Raw genomic sequence first — 20,857 nt, forward strand, 5'->3', positions numbered from 1 at the left:
CGAGTAGACGGCCAAATGCGGATGGCCTGTAAAGCCAGACTTGACAATGCGGTGACGTGCCCATGATCTTCGAGCGATGAGCACGACCGCGGTCACGCATGCGCCTCGCTCCGTCTGCGTCGAGGCCGCGAAAGAGCTCGCCGTGCGCCGCCTGAAAGACGCCGGAGAGTCACGATGGCGCAGTTTTCGTGATTGGAATGGTGAAGAAGAACGTGCTGCCCACCCCGACCGTGCTTTCCGCCCAGATTCTTCCGCCGTGTGCCTCGACGAGGCCCTTGACGATCGACAGGCCCAGGCCGGCGCCGCCGCGCCCGGCCTCCTTTGCCTGCCAGAATCGATCGAAGAGGTGCGGGATCTGTTGCATGGGAATCCCCGCGCCCGTATCCGTGACCCAGAAGAGCACCGCTTGCTCCCGCCGAGCCGCACCCACGTGAATCCGTCCGCCCGCTGCAGTGAATTTGATGGCATTGCCGATGAGGTTCTCGAAAACCTGCAAGACGCGATCGTGATCCGCCCATATTTCAGGAAGCTCTGCCGCCACATCGAGGTCGAGCTCCAGCGAGCATTCGCGTGCAAACGGTCTCTGTGCCTCCACCGCCTCGATGGCAACCTTGTCGGCGGGGATAGAGCCACGCATGACGGAGAGCTGCCCCGCGTCGACGCGAGCCACGTCGAGGAGATCCTGGATGAGACGATTCATTCGCAGCGCGGCACGCTGAATCGACTCCCCGCGTCGAGAGATCCCTGGTTCCCGCGCACGCCGCAGGAGCTCCGCGTGGACGAGGATGGCGTTCAGCGGATTGCGGAGGTCGTGCGCGACGGTACCGAGCGTATCGTCGCGTACCCTGATGGCTCGCTGGGCGTTGCGGAAGAGGCACGCGTTCTCCACGGCCAAGGCGGCTCGGTGCGAAAGCTCCTGGGCCACGGCAAGCTCCCGCGCGGCGTACCGGGCCGCCGTCGTGCTGACGAGAAGGAGGGCACCCACGAGATTCCCATGGGCAATCAGCGGCACGCCGATGAGGGATTTCGGATCGAGCTCGCGCAGCACCCGCAGGTGCTCCTCGCTCTGCGCGATCGATTCCAAGTACTCGGGCGTCACCTCGTTGACGAGAAGCGGCTGTCTGGTCTCGAAGACCCTCGAAACGAGGTGCGGACCCCCTCGATCGAGCTCGAGCCGCTGGAGAGCATCCGCGACCGTTGCCTTTTCGGGATCCGCATGTGCGACCTTGAAGCGACGCCCCCCGTCCTCGTTCATGAGCTCCGCGATGCAGCAGTCCGCCAGATGGCGGACGACGAGGCTCACCAGGCTGTCCACGGTCTGGTCGTAATCGAGGCTCGAGGCCAGAACGGCGCCGACGTTCAAGAGGAGCCGCTGCTCCTTTTCGACCTCCTTGCGCTCGGTGATATCGCGGAGGATGATGGTGAAGAGAGGCACGCCTTCCACGTCGAGCTTGGAAATGGCTCCTTCTGCGGGGAACTCCACGCCGTCCTTGCGGAGCGCCCAAATGGTTTCACGCTCGGACATCTTTCGTGCCTTCAGCGGGGTCTTCGCGAAGTCGCGAACGTGCTGCTGATGGCGCTTTCTCAGCCCTTCCGGGATCAAGACATCCACGGGCTGGCCGAGGATCTCCTCGCGCTTCCAGCCGAAGATTTGCTCGGCACCTTCATTGAAAATGTGGATCCGTTGGTCCTGGTCGAACGAAATGATGGCGTCGGCGGCGATCGAGATCAGGCCCGCGAACCTCGCCTCCGACGCGCGGAGCGCCTCCTCGGCGCGCTTTCGCTCGCTGATGTCACGAACCAGGCTCTGCCATCGACCGTCGGGGAGGAACCTGGCGCTCACCTCGACCGGCAAGTAGGCCCCCCCCTTGGTCCGTAGCCTCCACTCGGCGACCTCCACGGCCCCCGCGAGAAGCTGTTCCTTGGCATGCGAGAGCCGGGGGACGTCTCGCGGGGGTATGAAATCAACCATGGTCTTTCCGATGATCTCCTCGCGGGCATACCCGAGCATGCGGCAGCCAGCGGTGTTCGCATCGGTATAGCGACCCTCGAGGTCGGCGACGAAAATGCCGTCCGGCGCCTGCTCGACGAGCACCGCGAGCCGTGCCTGGGCTTCGAGCCCTCTCTTTCCGGCGATGAGATTGTCAATACGAGCGCGCAGCTCGTCGACGGTAAAAGGTTTTGTGATGTAATCCTGGGCGCCCTCGCGCAAGAGCTTCACCCGTAGCTCGTCATCCGACTTCGCCGTGAGGAGCACGATGGGGATCCCATCGAGCTCGCGGTGGGAGCGGATCGCGCGCACGAGCGCGTCGCCGCTCAGCTCCGGCATCATGATGTCGCAGAGGACGAGGTCGGGCTTGAGCTCCAGCGCTTTTCGCAGGCCCTCCGTGCCATCGAACGCCGCCACGACGCGATGATCGGACGCCAGGCTTTCGATGATGAATCCGCTCATTTCGCGGTTGTCTTCCACCACGAGCACGAGCGCGCCTTCCGGCGCTCCGACGACCTCGGCCGGAGGCCCACCGTGAAGCTCGAAGGCCGCCTGCGATACCACTGCCGGCACAGGCCCCCCCGACGGTACATCGGCCGCCCGGGGCCGCACGACGGCTTCGGGCGGGGCTCGTCGGGGCAGCTCCACCGTGAACAAGGCTCCACCTTCGGGCGCTTCGGAGACGGAGATCGCGCCGTGGTGCAGGGCGATGAAATCCCGCGCGATCGCGAGGCCCAGGCCCGTCCCACCAAACCGCCGTGTAGCTCCGCCATCCAGCTGGCGGAAGCGTTCGAATACAGCTTCTCGCTTGTCAACGGGAACGCCGGGACCGCTGTCCGCCACCTCGATGACCATGCGATCCTCGGGAATCTGTCGCAAGCTCGCGCGGATGCTCCCACTGACAGGAGTGAATTTGAATGCGTTCGAGAGCAAGTTGAGGAGGACCCGCTGCATTTTGTCCGCGTCGACCTCCGCCCGGAGCGCGACCTCTGCCTCGACCGTGAATGCGATGTCCTTCTCCTTGGCCAGCACCTCGAAATGGCTGGCGACGAAGCGGAGCAATCGCGCCAGATCGATCTCGCAATATTCGAGCGTCATTCGGCCAGCGTCGATCTTTGCGACGTCGAGCAGATCATCGACGTGGTGGTGAAGCGTGCGTGCATTGCGTTCGATGACCTCGATGTCGCGACGAAGAGCCGGGCTGATCTCGGGTGCATCGAGGAGACGCTGCGTGGGCCCGAGGATCAGCGTGAGCGGCGTGCGAAGCTCATGGCTGACGCTCGCGAAGAACTCGGACTTGAGCCGGTCGAGCTCCTTGGTCTTCTCGTAGAGCCGCGTGATCTCCTCATTGGCGCGCACGAGCTGCCGGTTGGCCTCCGTGATCTCCTGTCCTCGCTGGAAGATCTCGGCCTCCATGTTCTCCGCTTGGATACGAAGGTCGGCGGTCAGCCTTTGCGCTTCGAGGCCAGCTTGCTTGACGCGGACGAACTCCGTGACGTCCTCGACGCGATGCGTGACATAGATGAGCTCGCCGTCGGGCCCGAAGACCGGGCAGTTGACCTGGGACCACCATCGCTCTTCGAATCCGCCCCCTTCCTCATCAGGCCGGCGGATGTCGTACTGCTGAATGGGCATTGTATCCGGGACTCGCCGACGGAGCACCCGCTCGAGGGACGCGCCGAGGTTCCGGACGGCAGTAGCGCCTTGCTCCGACGTCGCCGGGTTGGCAGGGAATACCTCAAAAATACCGCGACCAAGTATTTGTTCGCGCCTCGTCATCGTCGCGCGCGCATAAGCATCGCTGACCGCGACGATCGTGTACCGAGGCGCATCGGGTTCGACGACGAGGTAGAGCCCGGGGGCGGACTCGAAGAGGGTCCGAAAGTCCGGATCCGCAGTCCGAGGCCCACTCATGGAAGACTGCGTATAAGATGGATTGTTGCTGCGCCGCATGGCAGTGGTCCGCGCCATTTATCCGTGTGGCATGGACAACTGTCAATCGCTGCAATCCTTCTTCGTCGCGCGTCACCACGCCCGCGGGGGCTCGGCCAAGCAGGCTCTCTCGTCTCCGAGCGGACGCCCTGCCTCGCGAAGACCAGCGAGCGAGCTCGATGCAGAGGGGCGCGTGCAACGCTTCCTTCGTCCGAGGGGTTTCTCAGCCCCTGAAAGCCGTCCGCAGCCCGTCCGGGGGGGTTTTTCAGCCTCCGGCGGGTCCTGCCGGGGGCGGCTCGGGCTTCTTCTTGCCTCGGCCGCCTGCGCGGGAGCGGATCACGCTGTACAGGGAGGGGAAGGTCTTTTCTGGGGTCGGCTCGTGGCGCAAGAGCCATCGGCCCGTCGCGGCGACTTCCTCGTAGGTATCGAGCAAGAGCGTGAAGGCGCGGGCGAGGTGATCGGCGGCCACGCGCGCCTCCGGGCCGAGCCGAGCGCCGAGGTTCGCGAGGATCTCCTCCGCGGCCTTCACGGCGTCGTCGGCGTCGGTCGCGCGGAAGTGCTTCTTGTCGTCCTTGAGGGCGTCATAATGGTCTCGATACACGGTGGCATACCCGAGCAAATCGGCGGCAAGGTCGCGGTGGCCGGTGCCCGCGCGCAGCATGGCGAGATAGGGGCCGACCTCGGGGTGGTCATTCAAATGGTACTCACAAAGGGCCTGCATGCGTGCCTCGATGCCGAGGGCCTTCTGCACGAGCTCGGCCGGGAGTTTTCCCTCGGTGGAGAGGGTGCGGGCCTTCTGATCCTCCGTCGCGGCATACCAGCACGCCCAGGCGGCGGTGGGGAGCAGCTCGACGAGGGCGGCGTCGAATTCGCTCGAAGGCAGGCTCTTGTAGCGGGCCCAAAGCTTCGGCTCGCTCGCGCGCGCGGCGAGGCCGAGCGCGGCGACGGCGGCGAGGCCCGCGTCGGCATTGACGACGGCCAGGGATTCGACGGGCATTGTCTGGTAGCGAGGGAGGAGCGCCTCGAAGGCTTGCTTGCCCTTGACGGGATCGAATTGGGGACTGGTCATGGCGCCGGATGGAATCATGGGGAGAGGCGCGCGGGCAAGTGTGGAGGGCATAGCGGAGTCGGAACTCGCCTCCGCGGGGGCTGTGTTCGCGCCCGACGACGAGCATGTCGACAGGGCCGAGACGCCGGAGGTCTCCGCCGCGCGGGGCGTCACGGCGGCAGAGCTCGCGCTGGCCTGGGTTCACGGGCGCGCGCGTGTCCACGCGGTGACCGTCGTCCCGATCCCCGGCACCCGGAAGCGCAGCCGGCTCGAGCGCGCCGCGAGGCGCTTGCGTGAGGCAACCAGAGCCTACCGCCAGGCGCTCAACGTCCGGCAGCGGACGCTTTACGGGTCGAGGATCAGCGTCCGCGCCAGATCCTTCGCCAGGAGCTCGGCGAGCGCGTCCTCGGAGTCCGCGGCGTTGGCCGGGACATCGGCTTCGATGAACGCAAGACCGTATTTGTCCTCGACCCCTTTCCGGAGCGGAAAGTGCCAGCCGAGGTAATCGAAGCCGGTGACGGTATTGATGTCGTTGGGGCTGGTGATCAGGTTGGCCGGATCGGAGAACAGCAGTGGGCCCGGACCCCACCCTAGCGGGGTATCGCGGACCCTGTGCTCCGGGTAATTCGTCCAGTAGGCGATCTTGACGATGACGACCAGCAATCGGCCGAGGGATTGGAGCACGAGCGATGCGTCCTGCGGCTTCCCCTTGACCGTCAGCGCCGTGAGCGTGCCGCCCAGCAGCGCATTGACGAGGCCCTGCTGCTGGGCGTTCGTCAACTGGGCGAACGTGGCCCTGTTGAAGTCCTTGTCCGCGTGCGCGTCGAGCTCGGCGATGACGGCGAGCGCGTCGTCCGTCGTGACCCTGACGCCGATCGCGGGGACGTTCCTCGTCTGAATGATCAGGATCATGTGCTCGTGGAAGGATTTGGTCGGTTGACCACTCGCGGGAGCGAGCGCGCCCGCGGGTTTGTCGCCCGGCACGTCGGGATCGGCCGGGATGATGATGCTGGCAAAGGCATTCATGCTCGGGCCGATGCTCGTCAGCGTGCCCTTGCTCGGCTTGAACGTCACAGCGCCGTCTTCTTTGAGCTTCAGCCCGCGGATGAAAGCGGGGAGATGCCCCGGGCTCCACATGGGCACGTTCAGCGAGAAGAACGGAGAGAGCTGACCATCTTGTGACATGACGACCTCCTTCTATGCGCTTTCGTCTGCGATGATCATGTCGGCGATCAGGTCGGCGTGTGCCGTGATCGGGAGGTGGTTGTTCGCTCGGACGTGCGTGGGGAAGATGCTGCAGTCCGCGATACGAAGGCCCTCGATACCGTACACGCGGGCCTGCTCGTCGCACACGGCCATTGGATTGCTGGCCGGACCCATGCCGCAGGTACCGCTGGCGTGGAAATGCCCCGAGACCATTGGATGGAGCTGCTGTACCGTCGTCGGCACGATCGGGGTGAAGTTCGGGTCGAGCCAGTTTTGGAAGAAGGGCTGCGAGGGGTCCATCATCGCCGCGTGCGTGACCTGCGCAGCTTCGACGAGCGCCTCGGCGTCCTTCGCCGCCGGGTCGTTCAGGAGCCCCTGGAAAATCTTGGGTGTCACCCGCGGATCCGGTGATTCCACGAATACGCCCCGGCCACGCGAGCGCGGCTTGTAGTTGGCCACGCCCATCCGCACGAGCCGCTTGTAGTTGGTCCGGATGGCGCGCTTTGCAGCCAGCCCATGGTCGAAGACGTTGATCTTCGCGTTCGCGAGGTCGTTGTTGCCGGTCGAGAGGAGGTAGACGATCTCCGGCGATTCGTCGAACAACGTCGGCGGATTGCCGACCCTGAACTTGGGGTCCGTCCGCACCTGGTCCGTCCGCAGGCGCCCGCCGTACGTGAGGCCCTGGAACATCAGCGGCAGGTCCCTCCTCGTGCGGTACACGATGTTGATTCCGACGTGCTGCAAGATGTTCGCGCCGACGCCGGGCAACTTGTGAAGCAAGGGCGTCCCTTTCGGCATGCGTTTGGGATCCCCCACGCCCGATCGCAGCAGGATCGCGGGCGTCCCATAGGGGCCCGCGGCAAGGATGACGTTCGGGCAGAGGGCGGTCTTCATCACCCACACGCCATTCTGGTTCTGAAGGTATTCGACGCCCGCCGTCTGGAGGCCGCCGCCGGGCTTCTTCACGAAGAGCACGCGGTTCACGACCGCCTGGCTCTCGAGCTTGAGGTTTGGCTTGTCGCGCACCGGGTCGATGGCGACGATCAGGGCGCTCCGGCGCTCGTCGTACTTGTCGACGCGGTGGAAGCTCAGGGACTGGCGCCCGCCCGCGACCGGGTTTCCCTGGCTGTCGAAGCCGACGTAGCCGAGCGGGGCCTTGTGGAAGTTGTTCGTCGTGTTCGCGAGGAAGTTCCAATCGTTGATGTCGTCGACGAAATCTAGCGGCAGCTTGTCGTGGGCGGCCGAATTCGTCAGCGATTGGACGATATCTATCAGCACCGGATTGATGCGCGGGGTCGTGACGTTCGGGCGGGTATCACCGAGCAGCGGTCCGCCGATCCGACCGATCTCGATGTACCCGGTGCCGCTGTGGGTGCTCGGATCGATCGCGGGGTGCTCGATGTCGATGTCGTTCTCCGCCTTTTTATAGTGGGTGAGCATCGAGCTGCGGTTCCAGGGCGTAAGCTTGGTCCCGGGCCCCGAGCCGGTGGGGACGGGGAGCCCTCCCGGGTCGATCTGGAGGTGCTCGTCATCGATGATATCGACGACCCGGAAGGGCTGGCCATCTTGGTCGAGGCGGATGTAGTCGCCCGCTTTCAGCTCCGACGTGAAGTTGTTGCCCGAAACGATGTTCGTGCCGACGAACTGGAGGTTGCCCAGGCTTCCGGCGCCGTCGCGCAGGTAATGGTCCCACTCGTCGTAGTCCTCGGGGGCGGCCCGATAACACACCATGCCGTAATGGTGGCTGCTACCCCCGACCATCTTGCCCATCGCCTGATCCCCCATCGGGACCTGGAACCCGTAGCCGGTCGTTTCCGGCTCCCCGACGTAGGGCCAATCCTTCGACTCGTAGTCGTCGAACGTGCTTTGCGTGCCCTCCGCCCGCCGAGCGTTCGGCGTCGGCATGTCGATGCCCGCCTCCAGCGCGAGCACCTTGAATCCCTCGTTGACCAGGCGGTTGATCACGATCGCACCGCCGGAGCCCGTCCCGCAGACGATGAAGTCGAAATCGCCCTGGTCCGGCGTTTCCGCCTTCGCCACGCCCGGAAGGGCATGGCCGAATGCAATGATGCCGAGGCTGACGCCCCCCGTGACCGCGACGAACTTTCGCCTGGACAATGTATCGTTATGATTCGACATACTCCCCCATGCCCGGACCGGAAACGCTGGGCGCGCGATCCCCTCGCGCCAACCTGTCACTCGGAAGGGCGTCCGCCCCGCGCGCAGGGCGGAGCGCTCCGACGAATCACCGTGTACGCCCAGAGTCCTCTCATGGGCGCGCGTCGGCTTTCGGTACGCTGGATCACGGTACCTCGGGAGTCAAGCTTTCGCGACTCCTTCGATCATGCCGGATTGGGGCGAAATCGTAAAAGCGGGCCGCCTCGAACGCGTGGGCCTTTGGCCCTACGACGTGCGCCGTGCAGGATGCCCCTACAAGACCGCCAAGGTGATGACGCGTGGTGCGCGTTCGCTCGTGGAAACACGCGTGACCACGCTCATGAATTGCCCGTCGTGCCCATGCCGCCCGGGCACGCTCGGCCGCTCCCGTGGCACCCGGACGAACGGCCCTCGGGGACGGCCATACCGACGGGTCAAGTCGTGCCGGGCGTCTCGAACCTCGCAAACCGCGCGAACAGCGGTGGGAGCACGAGCAGATTGAGCAGCGTGGAGCTTACGAGCCCGCCCAGGATGCCCAGCAGCAAGGCCTCGTCGATGCGCTCCTGGGCGGCACGCTCACGGCGCTGACGGTCAAGGGGAATCCGAAGGACGCATCGCTCGTGCTCCAATCCCTCGGACGATTGCTGGTCGTCATCGTCAAGATCGCATACTGGACGAATTACCCGGATCACAGGGGCCGCGATACCCCGCTGGGGTGGGGGTCCGGGGCCATTGCTGTTCTCCGATCCGGCGAACCTGAACACCAGCCCCAACGACATCAATAAAAGGGGTCGAGGACAAATACGGTCTTGCGTTCATCGAAGCCGATGTCCCGGCCAACGCCGCGGACTCCGAGGACGCGCTCGCCGAGCTCCTAGCGAAGGATCTAGCGCGGACGCTGATCCTGGACGATTAGCGCCCGCCACGTGCGGCCTATTCGGTTCGGATGATAACATGGTAGCCGTGATTACAGGCACTTCCTGCAACCCCGCTCTTCAGGGGGGCAGACGCGTCCAGCCTGTCATGTTACCGTGGCCGCCCCATGCCTTCCGGTCCCGAGCGTCCTCTGGGGGAAGCGGGCTACGCGGCCCCTCCCGCTGCATCGTCGGATCCGCATGCCTCTGCGCCCTCCATCGTCGTGCGTTCCTCGATGGCGAGCCTGAGCATCCTCGGTTCGGAGATGACGTCGTACTCGACGCCTGACGCTGCTCTCGCAGCGGTCACGCCGCAGGCGGGCAGCAAGGCCTGTCCGACCTGTAGCAGGACGTACCCTCCCCACTTCAACGTCTGCCCGCAAGATGGGGCGGCGCTCTCCCTCCACGACGAGCTCGTCGGAACCACGCTCCGGGACACGTTCCGGCTCGTGCGTGTCCTCGGCGAGGGCGGCATGGGGCGTGTTTACGAGGCGCAACACACGCGCATTGCAAGCAAGCGATTCGCCATCAAAATGCTGCACCCCGAGTACGCCCGGCAGCCGGATGTGCTCGCTCGCTTCATCCGGGAGGCCGAAGCTACAGCAACCATCAAGAGCCTTCACGTTCTCGAAGTCTACGACGTCGATCGTACGCCAGATGGCCGTGCCTACATCGTCGGCGAGCTTCTCCAGGGGCGTGAGCTCGCCGAACACCTGGAGCGATCAGGCAAGATGGCGCTCGGTCCGGCGGTGCGAATCGTCCGGCAGATCTGCAAGGCGCTCCATGCGGCCCACGCTAAAGGGATCGTCCATCGGGACATGAAGCCGGAGAACGTCTTTCTCACCGGCGATCTGGAGAAACCCACGGCCAAGATCCTTGATTTCGGCATCTCGAAGGTCGACTCCGGCACCGGGCCCGCGCTCACCAAGACCGGGATGATCATGGGCACGCCTTCGTACATGTCACCCGAGCAGGCGAAGGGGCAGAAAATCGATCATCGCACCGATATCTATGCCGTCGGCGCGATCCTGTATGCCGTGCTCACGGGTCGGAGACCCTTCGACGGAGACGAGCCGACCTCGATCCTCATGCGTGTGCTCTCGGAGGATCCGCCGCGCCCGCGAACCCTCGAGCCCAGCATCCCGGACAACGTCGAGATGATCATCCAGCGGGCCATGGCGAAAGAGCCGCAGGACCGATTCCAGGATATCCGTGAGCTCGACGAGGCCCTGACGCCGTTCGATCCGGAAGCGTCCAGCGCGGGCACCAGCGTGACCGGGAGCTCTGCTTCGGCGGGTGTCTCGCTGAAGCGACGCGAGAACGCGCTCATCTCGGACAGGATGCTCCTGGCCGGCACCGCCGCGATCGGTGCGTGCGGCGCCGCGGGGATGCTCATCGCAGCGGTCGCGTCGATTCTGCGGCTTTCGCGCGGAGCCTCTGTCCGTGGCAACATCACAGGGGGAGAGTCAGCATTCCTAATTTTGGTCGTCGGAGGCCTCGTGCTCGCGATTGGCGGGTTCTTCGCCCGCCGTGCGTACCGGATCGTTTGGCAGGACGATGCCAAAGTCTCGGAGCTCCTCGCACGGCTCTTCCCGATCGTCGCCGGAGGCCTCGGCGTCTATGGCGCGAGCACGATCCTCATTCACCTGTTCGAGACGGTGTTGCTACGGCAGGCCATCGGCGTGGCGTGGGCGCCGTGGGACGTGCTGCAGCTCGTTTTCGGTGTCGGGTGGGCCGTGGGGACGTTCAGGGTGAACGCACCACCGAAGTGAGAAGCCAATCGCTCACGGACAGGGCATGTAAACCGGCCGCCCCGCGCGGCTCGGGGGATGTTTCACCTGTCCTCGCATCCGGTATATTGGAGAGCCTGAACCTCAATGAGTGATGATCCCGAGCTAAAACAGTATACAGCACGAATCGGAACGGTCCTCCGGGGCAAATGGCGCATCGATTCGCTCATCGGCGTCGGCGGGATGGCTGCGGTTTACGAGGCGACACACAGGATCGGCCGGCGCTGCGCAATCAAAATCCTCCATCCGGAAATCGCGGTCTCCAAGGAGCATCGAGCCAGGTTCGAGCAAGAGGCGCTCGCAGTAAACCAGCTCGGTCACCCCGCAGCCGTCAATGTCCTAGACATTGACACGAGCGAAGATGGATCGCCGTTCTTGGTGATGGAGTTGCTCGATGGTGAATCGCTCGGCAAGCGCGCTCATCGCTCCGGCGGCATCGAGGAGCGCGAGCTGCTCCGCATCGTCTCGACCGTGCTCGAAGTGCTCGATGTCGCGCACGGGCTCGGCATCGTTCATCGAGACATCAAACCTGATAATCTGTTTTTGACCTCTTCAGGCGGCGTCAAAGTCCTCGACTTCGGGATCGCTCGAATGAAACAGGGCGGCTCCAATGTTCGTACACGTATCGGCTCGATGCTCGGGACGATACCTTATATGTCGCCCGAGCAAATCGCTGGTCGCGAAATCGATGGGCGGGCCGACGTCTTCGCCGTCGGCGCCACGATGTTTCGGATCCTGACAAAACGCCATGTGCACGAGGGCTCCATGGAAAGCGAGCTCCTCATCAAGATGGCGACGCAGCCTGCGCCGGCCCTGCGCACCGTTGCCCCCTCTGTCAGCCCAGAGGTTTGCGCCATCGTCGATCGCGCGCTCGCTTTCGATCTATCGCGCCGCTATCCAACGGCCCGCGCCATGCGTGAAGACATCGAGCGAGTTCTGGGCGCCAAGGCTACCCCTCACGCGCCAGTTCCGGTGTCGATCCGAGCCGACGCGTCGACTGGAATCAGTGTCGATGGGCCGACGATGGCTGCTCCTGCTCCCGACCAAGCGATGCAGGCACCAATGGTCACTCCTGCTCCCGACCAAGCGATGCAGGCACCCGTCGCCACGTCCGTGCGGCCTCAATCTGCTGCAACCAGCGCAGGAGCAGGCTCGAATTCCCGGTTCTTGATGATTGCAGTGATTGGCTCTTTTGCTGTCGCTGTATGCCTCGCCGTTGTCTTCTTCGTCGTTCGTTCGGGGGACTCCGCCGAAGACACTCGTGAGAGCGCGGACGATGACACATCTCGAGAGGACAAGGCGAGCGGCACGATGGCCGCGTCTTCCAATACCAGCAAGCCATCCTCGACCGCTGGGCCCTCATCGACGCGCCGGCCCGCCCCAAATGGCAAGTATCGGCTACTCCTCAAGGACGGCAAATATCCATTTTGCGTCACGTCGAAATTGAAAAATGCATATCCAGTACGCACGAATGACGAGGGCGTCAAAGTGTGCAGTGGCACCCCCGAAGGGCCCATTCCGGTTGACGGCCTCAAAGCCTACCACCCCTCCGAGTTTCAATGGGAATAGCTAGAGGCGTGCACCTTCGGGACGGGGCTTTGGGCTCCGGCGATGCGGGCGGCGTCCAGCGAGCTACGGCCCGTTGCACTGTGGTCATCCTTGTAGGCTGATGTCGGTGTACGGGACCAACTCCACGAACATCACGGAACTACACAGCTTTCCGTGCCGTGGGGTGGATCGAGCATGATGTCCACTCGGACGGCGGTGCGGTTCCTCCGCTCTCAGCACCTTTGTCCGTGTACACTCCTCGACATGGCAGGGATCATCCCACCCAAGGGGCGCTCGAGCACCGACGATGACGTCACGGTGCCGATGATCGGGAACCGACGCGACGCATCCGTCGTTGAGCTCTCGAACTCGGCGCTTGGGGAAGAAAAGACTACGGTACGGTGGACGGACGACGCACCCACGTTGGTGCGCTCAGACAATGACGCACCCACGTTGGTGCGCTCGGACAACCAAGCGCCAGCGCTGATCGGGAGCTTGATCTCGGAGAGGTACCGCGTCCACGAGCTTCTCGGGGAGGGCGGCATGGGAGCCGTGTACCGCGGCGAGCAGGTGCACCTGCGCAAGCAGGTCGCGATCAAAGTCCTCCAGCCGGGCGCCCGGAACCTCCCCCAGATCGTGGCGCGGTTCGAGCGCGAGGCGATCGCGGGGGCGCATATCCAGCATCCGAACGTGGTCTCGGCGAGCGACTTCGGTCAGCTCCCGGATCGGTCGCATTTTCTCGTCCTCGAGTATGTCGAGGGCACCCCGCTCCAGGACGTGATCGCCTCGGCACCGCTCCCCGCGCGACGCGCGCTCCACATCGCGAGGCAGATCGCGTCTGCTCTGGAGGCGGTACACGCGAAGGGGATCGTGCACCGCGATGTGAAGCCGCAAAACATCCTTCTCGGCGCCCATGATCAGGTCAAGCTCATCGATTTCGGCCTCGCCAAGGTGAACGTAGAGCTCCTGTCCACCGAAAGCCGCGAGGCCGCGCGCAAAGGCCAGGACCTCACCGCTGCCGACCAAGTCCTCGGCACGCTCAGTTATCTCGCGCCGGAGGCCGTGCGCGGCATGGAGGCCGTCGATGCTCGCGCGGATCTTTATGCGCTTGGACTCATGTTGTACGAAATGCTGTCCGGGCGAGGCCCGTTCGACGCGAGCGACGGCCAATCTTCCTTCCGGCAGCGGCTCCTCGAGGAAGCGCCCCCACTCCGCCAGCGTGCTCCGGGAGCAGGTATCCGCCCCGAAGTAGAGGCGATCGTGATGCGGCTCGTCCAGCGAGACCCAACCCAACGTTATCCGACGGCGACCAACGTGATCGCGGCCATCGACGGGGCCATTGCGGCGATGGAGGGCGCGCCGAGGCAGATCGAGCCGACCGTTTCGATGCACCTCGGTGCTCCGGGGCACCCGACGAGCGCGACGCCGCTCGCGCCCCGGTGGACCTCGCCGGCGATGCGGCCGTGGCTCATTGCGTCCATCGTCGTATCGCTCTTGCTCAGCGTCGCGCTCTTGATCGCCATCCTGAGCAACTGACCGAGACTCAAAAAGGCCACAGCGAGGGAGCAGGCTCGTTGCTCGACGGCAGCTCCGCGGGCCCCGTCGGTTCGGTGCCCGCAAGGAACACCTCCTCGATGCCCCCGACACCCAGCGGCGCGAGTTGACCGGTCTGCGGATCGATGGGCACGCGCACGAGCCCGACCTGCGGCGCGGCGAAGTCGGTACGCGGTATCGTCTTGTGTGCCTCCTGCATGAACGCGATGAAGGCCGGCAGCGACGTCGTGCCGCCCGTCTCTCCGGCGCCGAGCGGAGAGGCGTCGTCGTAACCCGTCCAGACGGCGCATGCGATAGCCGGCGAGTAACCCACGAACCAGGTGTCTTTCGCAGCATTCGAGGTGCCCGTCTTGCCCGCGACGGGTATCGTCATGGAGCGCGCGCGCTTGGCTGTCCCCGTCTCGACGACCGAACGCAAGAGGCTCGTCATGATGTAGCCCTCGGCTTCCTCCATCACGCGGCGTGGAGGCGTTGCGTCGGGTAGCGGCAGCGGCTTGCCGTCCGGGTCGGTGATGCTCCGAATGAGCACCGGCTCACGGTACGTGCCGCCAGCGGCGAACGTATTGTACGCGGCGACCATCTCGAACGGCGTAACCTCGTAAGCTCCGAGCGCCAGCGACAGATCCGCGCCGAGCTTCGAGGCGATGCCCAGGGATTGCGCCCACGCCGCGACCTTGGCCGGCCCGAGCTTGTCGAGCGTCCACACCGCGGCGACGTTGACGCTCGTGGCAAGCGCCTCACGCAGCCGACGCGGAGACTGTCCGTCGCTCTCGTCGTAGTTGGCGGGTCGGTATCTCCCTCCGAGAGCGGCCGGCTCGGTCTCGAGAATCGACGCCGCGGTGAAAACGCGCGTGTGGATCCCGTAGCTGTAAACGATCGGTTTGAACGTCGAGGCAGGCTGCCGATGCGCCGACCTCGTCCGATCGAGGGCGCCGCGCACGGCGTCATAGCCGCCAACGACCGCGAGCACTTCGGCCGTACGGACGTCGAGGGCGACGAGCGCAGCCTGGGGCCCAAGCGCGAGCTCCAGCCGTCCGCTGCGCGGGTCGTCGTCGGCAAAGGTGACACGCACGACCTTGCCGACCTCGGCAAACTGGCTCGGGGGTAGATTGCGAGGATTATAGCGCTTCGCTTTGTCCAACTTCACGGTGCCTTCGGCCGTACCGACGCTCACGGTGAGCGTGCCGCGTCCGTCGTCGGCCTTTGTGACCACGCCATTGTAGACGCGCCCGCCGCCCGGCGTGGGGGTTCCCTTGAAGGGAGCCGGATCGCCCTTGCCACGCTTGAGCGGAGCGACGAGCCCGCGGCGTGCGGCGTACGCGTCGAGGTTATTGCGCACCGCCGCCCTCGCCGCTGACTGCAGCTTTGGGTCGATCGTGGTCGTCACCGTGTAGCCACCCTGATCGGCCTGCGGGCCGGCCACGGCGACCAGCTTGCGCTCGACCTCGGCCACGACCTCGGGCGCCAGCTCCGCATTGTTTTCCGGCAAGGGGGCGAGGGTGATTTTCTGGCGAGCGGCGGCTTCCACGTCGGCGAGCGGCGCGAATCCTTTGTCGCCCATCTGCCGTAGTACGTAGCGCTGCCGCTCCTCGGCCTTGGCGAGGTCGACGCGCGGAGAGTAGACGCTTGGCCCCTTCACCAGGCCCGCGAGCGTGGCTGCTTCGGCGAGCTGCACGTCTCGAACGCTCTTGCCGAAGTAGTACCGCGCTGCTTCTTCAATGCCGTAGCGACCATGCCCGAAATAGATGTGATTGAGGTAAAGCTCGAGGATCTCGTCCTTCGTGAGCTCCTGTTCGATGCGGCGCGCGAGGATGAGCTCACGGATTTTGCGCGCGAAGGTGCGCTCGTTCGTGAGGAGCACATTCTTGACGACTTGCTGGGTGATCGTGCTGCCGCCCTGGCGCGTTCGCCCGGACCACAGGTTCACCAGAAGTGCCCGCAGGATGCCGAAGTAGTTCAGCCCCTCGTGCGAGTAGAAGCTTGCGTCTTCCGCAGCCAAGGCAGCGAACTTCATGCTCTTTGGCACCGTCGAGATCGGGACGACCGTGCGTCGCACGGTGAAGAGCTCCGCGAGTGGTGTCCCGTCGCGCGCGAGGATGCGCGTGACCTGCGGCGGACGGTAGTTCTTGAGCTCCGCGGTCTCTGGCAGGCCTTGGCCGTAGTACAAGATGAGGGCCGCAAACGAAAGAAAACCGAGGCCCAGCAGTATCGAAGCGGCCGTAGCGATGCGCCACATCCACCGCCGCAAGCGTCGTTTCCAAGACACCTTTCGCCTGCGCTGCTGGTCGCTGCCTGCGGGCGGTGGCGGCCCTGGCTGTACGTCGGGGATCGTCGGAGGGACGGCGTGCGGCGAGCGCGCGCTCGCCTTCGCGTCGAGAGGACGGCTGTCGGCGTGCGAGCCGGACGCGACCTTGTCAGGGCTGTCAAACCGATTCGTGGCCATTCACATTCCCCGCATGTTCGTCATTCAGGGCATTTGGCTCCACACACGGTGATATCGCCCGCACAGGTCTCGCTCTGCTGCGGACACGCGCCGAACACGCATCGGGATCCAGGCGTGCAGTGCACCAGGCATGGGGTGCCCTCGATGCAGTTGATCACGCAATCCCCTTCGCACGAGACCTTGCACGTCAACGATCCCGTGCAGTCTACCTGCGCATCGCGGCGCGCTCCTATCTCGCAGCCGCGCGGGTCTTTACATGAGACCTCGCACGCGTCGTCGCACACGTAGTCACAGGCGTTGGTCGTCATGCAGTTGGTATGTGGCAGGGCGCCAGCCCCTTGCCCGTTGCCGCGGGGCGGCTGGCTCGGCAGGCGAGGCTTGTCGCCGCCCGTTTTCGCGAGGCTGGGATCGATAACCGCAGCCGTGCTGCGAGTTCCAGGCGCGACCGCGGGGCTCCGTGTGGACGGCGAGGCCGGTGGCCTGAGCGTCCGGCTCGACGCGGAAGGCGTCGCGTCGGAATCGACGTGCACCGCACGGTAATACACGAGGGCGAGCACGCCTGCGCCGAGCAACGGGAACGCCAGCGCGGCCCATCGCAGTCTTCGTCCGCGTACCGTGGTCACCGTCCACTGCGTCGCCTGGGTGAAGACCGACGCGGTGGAGGACGGCGCACGCGCTGGAGCGACCGCCGATCCAGCGCGCGCCGATGCGGCCGATGAAGGAACGAGCCCCTGTCCTGCCCCCGCCGCCGCTGCGTGCGGAGCGGCCACCGTCGCGTCCGTGCCGATCGCCTCATCCGGATGGCTGGAGGCCGCGGCTATGACGACCTGCTGGGGGATGGCGAGCGGTTGGCCGGCTCGGACTGCGCGTATGTCCTGCAGCATCGCCCTCGCGCTCGGGTAGCGCTTATCGCGCTCGAACGCGAGCGCTCGATCGACGATGGCGCACACGGCCTGCGGCGCCTCCGGAGCGACGCTCGCGAGGGACGGCGCCGGCAGCGAAGACATCTTGATGAGCAGCTCGGAATCGGAGTGCGCCTCGTGGATGCGCCTCCGCGTGATCAGCCGAAACATCGTCGCTCCGACCGCGAACACATCGGCGCGCGCATCGACGTCTTTACCTGCGATTTGCTCCGGGGGCATGTACGCGATCGTGCCGAGCGTCGTTCCAGTGCGCGTGTGAACGGAGTTGGCCGCCTGTCGCACGCGGGCGACACCGAAGTCGAGCACCTTCAGGCGCCCGTCGCGCAGGCAGAACAAGTTGTCCGGCTTGATGTCGCGGTGGATGATGCCATGCGCGTGCGCCGCTGCGAGGACGTCCAAAAGCCCGTCGATGATTCGCAGGATCTCGGATATGTCCATCGGGCCGCGACGGGCACGCGCGGCGAGCGACTCACCCTCGAGCAGCTCCATGACGAGGAACGGGCAACCGTCCTCGGTCGTGTCGACATCGCGGATTTCGACCGCTCCAGGATGCACGAATTGATTGACGGCACGCGCTTCCTGATCGAACCGCGCGCGCAGCTCGGGTACGCGAGCGATCTCGGGGTGGAGAATCTTAATGGCGTCTCGCCGCCCGATCTTGTGCACGGCGACGTAGACAGCCGCCATGCCGCCGGAACCCAGCAGCCGTTCGAGCGTCCACTTTCCGCACAGGACCGTGCCGACTCTGCGCTCTAGCTCATCCATGCCGGCCGGATGCTAACACCAAATGCACCGGCAGTTCATGTCGTTTTCGATGTCCGCAACAGTCGGGACGGTTTGGCCCCACGCTCGCCGAACTCGCCCACGAGCGGCTTTGGCGAGCTCGTCGTACGTCCCGACGATCGGCACGGTGACCGTGAACGGTCCCGGCTGCAGCGTGGCCACGTTCACGAGCGGCGGCAGCTTCGCGTCGGGGTTCGGCGGCTGGCAGGGGATCGTGACTGAGGGCGCGACGACGAGCGCGAGATCTTTCTCGAACCCACCGGCGAGCACCGTCGGCCCCGCCTCCACCGAGACGATCCGGAGCGACGCGCAGCCACTCGCGTCCCCGAGCGGCAGCTCGATGGGCCGCGCGATGCGGCCGTGGGCCTCGGCGAGGGCCAGTGGCCCATGTGCGGTGCGACCGGGGTGGGCGTTTCTTGCTTCCCATACCCTGGGGCGGCGCGGGACGAGCTGATAGGGTGCGCCCGTGGGTTTCCTCTACGCTCTCTGGCAAGAAGCGCTCATCGCGCACACCTTCTGGTTGCTCACGGCGCTCGTGATCGCGCTCGTGGCGAGTCGGTTCTCGGCGTCGAGCCGGCCCCGCTTGCGTCCGCTCGGCTTCTTCCTGTCGATGCACGTGCTCTCGCTCCTCGGGGCGGCAGGGCTCGCGGTCACGGGCTCGTCTCTCGTGAACGAGATCAGGATCCCGGCGGCGGTGTTTGGCGGCGTCGCCTTCGTGGGCGCGGCGGCCGTGCTGCTCTTCCACGTCATCCTGCCTCGTCTGCGCTTGCACGCGCCGCGCATCGTCGAAGACGTGTTGGTGGCCATCTTCTCGGTCGTCACCGCCGTCTCCATCACGAGCCGCGCGGGCATCAACCTCTCGGGCCTCATCGCCACGAGCGCGGTGCTCACCGCGATCCTCGGCTTTTCCTTGCAGGACGTCATCGGCAACATCGCGGGCGGGCTCGCGCTCCAGCTCGACAACTCCATCGAGGTCGGTGACCGGATCAAGGTGAACGACGTGAGCGGGCGCGTTGCCGAGATACGGTGGAGGTACACGGCGATCGAGACGGGCAACTGGGAGACGGTACTCATCCCGAACAACGTGCTCATGAAGTCCCAGGTGACGGTGTTCGGCCGCCGCCAGGGCAAGCCGCAGTATTTGCGGCGCGTCATCCATTTCAACGTGGATTTCCGTTACCAGCCCTCGGACGTCATCGACGTCGTGCGCGACGCCGTGAAGAACGCCAAGATGGAGCGTGTCGCCGTGGATCCTCCGCCGAGCTGCGTGCTCGTCGATCTCGGCGAGTCGTACGGGCGTTATGCGTTGCGCTACTGGCTGACGGACCTCGACGCGGACGCCTCGACGGACTCCGATGTCCGCACGCGCATCTTCTTTGCGCTCGAGCGCGCGGGCATGCATCTGGCTATCCCCGCGGCCTCGATCCTGATGACCGAGGAGACGAGTCGAGCGGCAGAGAAAAACGCAAAGCGCCTTTCGAGGCGCAAGCACCTGCTCGAGATGGTCCCGCTCTTCCAGGCGCTCTCCGATGCGGAGCGGACCGAGCTCGCCGAGCAGCTCAATTACGCCCCGTTCACCCGCGGCGAGATCATCGCCCACCAGGGGGACGAGGGGCACCATTGCCTTTACCTCGTCGAGGACGGCACGGCATCGGTGCGCGTCTCCGAGGGCGGGCGGGAGCTTCCGGTCAAGAAGCTCGGGCCCGGGAGCTTCTTCGGCGAGATGTCACTCCTCACGGGGGCGCCGCGGCGCGCCACCGTGGCCGCCGAGACCGACGTCGAGTGTTTCCGTCTGGAAAAAGCGACCTTCCAGCGCGTGATCGAGAACCGCCCCGAGCTCGCCAGGGAGCTCGCCGCCGTGCTCGCGCAGCGGACCGAGGAGCTCAAGGCAGCACGTCAGGGCTTCGACGCTGCGAACGACGCAGCGCCGTCGGTAGGGAGGGTGGAGCTCGACCTGGTGGCTCGAATTCGCAATTTCTTCGAGCTCGGGGCCCCGTGAGTGCTTTCCACGGTGGCCCCGTTGGTGATGACCTCGCCGTCGATCAGGAACAGCTCCCGTTGCACACCTGCACGCCGTCCGGACAGCTCTCCACCGTGCCGGAACACTTGTCGATCGTGCAGATCGCGCCGGCTGCGCAGCGAACCGTGCAGGTGGCGCTCCCGGGGCACGCGACCGCGCAGTCTCCCGCGCACGTCACGTCGCAATCGCCGCTGCCCGTGCAGGAAACAGTCGAGTCGTCGCCGACATCCACGAAGCAGTTCCCCGAGCCGGTACACTCCGTATTGCATCCGGCGATGCACAGGAAGTCACAGGACCCGGAGCCGGCGCACTGGAGGTTGCAGCCCTCGATGCAGTTGATCTCGCAGTCGCCAGAGGACGGGCACACGCAATCGAGCCCGCTGCACTCGCACGCCGCGCCCTCCCCGGGGACACCAATCTCGCAGTCGTCGCCGTCGTCGTAGCGGCGGTCGTCGCCGCACGAAGCAGCCACGAGGAGCGGGAGGAAAACCAGGGCGGCAACGCGGTAGACCGTTTTTCGAATCATCTTCGTTTCTCCTTTGGACTCAG

At 65.4% G+C, this 20,857-nt stretch carries 13 protein-coding genes; 4 read left to right on the forward strand and 9 right to left on the reverse strand.

What is annotated here, in order from left to right; all coding sequences use genetic code 11:
• Positions 1-169: 169 nt before the first annotated feature.
• From KEG57_RS33280 to KEG57_RS33300, 5 genes are all read right to left on the reverse strand, one after another.
• Positions 170-3,961 carry an ATP-binding protein gene (locus tag KEG57_RS33280; RefSeq protein ID WP_308215653.1) on the reverse strand — a complete coding sequence of 1,264 codons (3,792 nt, stop codon included), beginning with the start codon at positions 3,959-3,961 and terminating at the stop codon, positions 170-172.
• A 226-nt stretch (positions 3,962-4,187) separates the two neighbouring features.
• Positions 4,188-4,991 carry a hypothetical protein gene (locus KEG57_RS33285; protein ID WP_272426331.1) on the reverse strand — a complete coding sequence of 268 codons (804 nt, stop codon included), beginning with the start codon at positions 4,989-4,991 and terminating at the stop codon, positions 4,188-4,190.
• 324 nt (positions 4,992-5,315) lie between these two features.
• Positions 5,316-6,155, reverse strand: coding sequence for a gluconate 2-dehydrogenase subunit 3 family protein (locus KEG57_RS33290; protein WP_272426332.1), 840 nt, complete (start codon positions 6,153-6,155; stop codon positions 5,316-5,318).
• Between the two features lie 12 nt (positions 6,156-6,167).
• Complete coding sequence (locus KEG57_RS33295) at positions 6,168-8,294, reverse strand: GMC family oxidoreductase (RefSeq protein WP_272426333.1); 2,127 nt, start codon at positions 8,292-8,294, stop codon at positions 6,168-6,170.
• A 473-nt stretch (positions 8,295-8,767) separates the two neighbouring features.
• Positions 8,768-9,025 (reverse strand): hypothetical protein, encoded by a 258-nt coding sequence (locus KEG57_RS33300; RefSeq protein ID WP_272426334.1) that lies wholly within the window; start codon positions 9,023-9,025, stop codon positions 8,768-8,770.
• A 458-nt stretch (positions 9,026-9,483) separates the two neighbouring features.
• On the opposite strand from KEG57_RS33300, the gene KEG57_RS33305 reads away from it, so the two are divergent.
• The 3 genes from KEG57_RS33305 to KEG57_RS33315 all read left to right on the forward strand — a co-directional run bounded on the left by KEG57_RS33305 (position 9,484) and on the right by KEG57_RS33315 (position 14,121).
• Positions 9,484-11,019, forward strand: a complete 1,536-nt coding sequence (locus KEG57_RS33305) for a serine/threonine-protein kinase (RefSeq protein ID WP_272426336.1) — start codon at positions 9,484-9,486, stop codon at positions 11,017-11,019.
• A gap of 105 nt (positions 11,020-11,124) precedes the next feature.
• Positions 11,125-12,606 carry a serine/threonine protein kinase gene (locus KEG57_RS33310; RefSeq protein ID WP_272426338.1) on the forward strand — a complete coding sequence of 494 codons (1,482 nt, stop codon included), beginning with the start codon at positions 11,125-11,127 and terminating at the stop codon, positions 12,604-12,606.
• A gap of 435 nt (positions 12,607-13,041) precedes the next feature.
• Complete coding sequence (locus KEG57_RS33315; protein WP_272426340.1) at positions 13,042-14,121, forward strand: serine/threonine-protein kinase; 1,080 nt, start codon at positions 13,042-13,044, stop codon at positions 14,119-14,121.
• 7 nt (positions 14,122-14,128) lie between these two features.
• Here KEG57_RS33315 and KEG57_RS33320 read toward each other — a convergent pair whose 3' ends face one another.
• From KEG57_RS33320 to KEG57_RS33330, 3 genes are all read right to left on the reverse strand, one after another.
• Entirely contained in the window at positions 14,129-16,375 is a 2,247-nt protein-coding gene (locus tag KEG57_RS33320; protein ID WP_272426341.1) for a penicillin-binding protein 1A, read from the reverse strand.
• 227 nt (positions 16,376-16,602) lie between these two features.
• A complete protein-coding gene (locus KEG57_RS33325; RefSeq protein ID WP_272426342.1) occupies positions 16,603-18,270 on the reverse strand; it encodes a serine/threonine protein kinase in 1,668 nt (555 codons plus the stop codon).
• 12 nt (positions 18,271-18,282) lie between these two features.
• Positions 18,283-18,576 carry a hypothetical protein gene (locus KEG57_RS33330; protein WP_272426344.1) on the reverse strand — a complete coding sequence of 98 codons (294 nt, stop codon included), beginning with the start codon at positions 18,574-18,576 and terminating at the stop codon, positions 18,283-18,285.
• A 178-nt stretch (positions 18,577-18,754) separates the two neighbouring features.
• Here KEG57_RS33330 and KEG57_RS33335 point away from each other — a divergent pair, with 178 nt between their 5' ends.
• The gene (locus KEG57_RS33335) at positions 18,755-20,287 is read left to right on the forward strand and encodes a mechanosensitive ion channel family protein (protein ID WP_272426345.1); all 1,533 of its coding nucleotides are present in this window, start codon (positions 18,755-18,757) and stop codon (positions 20,285-20,287) included.
• A gap of 43 nt (positions 20,288-20,330) precedes the next feature.
• Here KEG57_RS33335 and KEG57_RS33340 read toward each other — a convergent pair whose 3' ends face one another.
• On the reverse strand, positions 20,331-20,834 hold the full coding sequence (locus KEG57_RS33340; protein ID WP_272426347.1) for a hypothetical protein: 504 nt from the start codon (positions 20,832-20,834) through the stop codon (positions 20,331-20,333).
• Positions 20,835-20,857: the final 23 nt, after the last annotated feature.

The organism is Polyangium jinanense (genome assembly GCF_028435365.1).